Raw genomic sequence first — 1,167 nt, forward strand, 5'->3', positions numbered from 1 at the left:
CCGGACCACGCCTACTTCAATCAACCGCTTCTCGCAGCGGCATAAAACCCGGCAGACGATCCACTTATCAAGCCGTCGAGCCTGTTCAGACAAACCGAGCCACCTCTGTGAATACCCTAGGTTCAACGCCTACAATGGTGCTGGCGTCGGAAGAGCCAAAAGGGGAACGGATGCAAGAAAATACGATAGAAACAGGACGGTTCGAAACGCCCGATCATCTCATGGACATGAGACATCGCGGGGGCATCTCCATGGTCAAGATGGCCAATGGCAGCGCAGGAATGCATGCGGTCTTCGAACCCGGATGGACTTGGAGGCCGACGAGAAGCCGCTGCTCGGCTCGCCCGACTCCTGCCCATGCGGTACACCCGCTACTGCATATCGGGCAGGCTGGTGGTCCGCATGATCGACACGGGCGTCGAGACGCGCATCAGCACGGGCGACTTTTTTGGAATTCCTCCGGGGCATGACGCTTACGTCGAAGGCGCCGATCGGGTCGAACTGATCTTGTTCGCTCCACCCGAACACCAGCACTGACCGACTGCCGCTCGCTGGTTTGCTTGGAAGGACGGGCCTTACCATCCCGTCGAGCACGCACAAGTGGACCCAAGGTAGAATGCAAGCGTCGGCCGGAATGGCCACGGTCGTTGAAAACGGAACGGAGAAAAGCAATGGACGCCATAACGAGACGCACAACGCAGGGACGCGGCAGGCTTTTCGCCAGCGTCCTCGAAACCATCGGAGACACTCCTGCGATTCGGATCAATTCACTCGCGCCAGCCGGGGTAGACATCTACGTGAAGGTCGAGGCTTTCAACCCGGCGGGGTCGGTCAAAGACCGATTGGCGCTCAGCATCATCGAGGAGGCTGAGCAGGACGGAAGCCTTAGCCCGGGCCAGACGGTGGTCGAGGCGACGTCGGGCAACACCGGTATCGGGCTGGCCATGGTTTGTGCGGCGAAGGGCTATCCGCTGGTGGTGACGATGGCCGACAGCTTTTCGGTCGAGCGCCGCAAGCTGATGCGGATGATGGGTGCAAAGGTCGTGCTCACACCTCGTGCGGAAAAGGGCGTCGGCATGTATCGCAAGGCTGTGGAACTGGCCGAAGCGAACGGCTGGTTCCTTGCCCGCCAGTTCGAGACAGAGGCCAACGCCCGCATCCACGAGA

Annotated in this window: 2 protein-coding genes; both read left to right on the plus strand. The window is 60.3% G+C overall.

The window, feature by feature from the left end; genetic code table 11:
* The first annotated feature begins 402 nt into the window (after window positions 1-402).
* Window positions 403-537, plus strand: a complete 135-nt coding sequence (locus VSX60_RS22315) for a hypothetical protein (RefSeq protein ID WP_327626428.1) — start codon at window positions 403-405, stop codon at window positions 535-537.
* A 134-nt stretch (window positions 538-671) separates the two neighbouring features.
* The coding region (locus VSX60_RS22320) for a PLP-dependent cysteine synthase family protein (RefSeq protein WP_327626429.1) at window positions 672-1,167 on the plus strand (496 nt) is incomplete at its 3' end.

The organism is Aurantimonas sp. A3-2-R12 (assembly GCF_036016755.1).
GTDB classification, from domain to species: Bacteria; Pseudomonadota; Alphaproteobacteria; order Rhizobiales; family Rhizobiaceae; genus Aurantimonas; species Aurantimonas coralicida_A.

Coding starts and splice junctions, on each gene's coding strand:
- VSX60_RS22315 (WP_327626428.1), top strand. CDS start 403: ATGATCGACACGGGCGTCGAGACGCGCATCAGCACGGGCGACTTTTTT.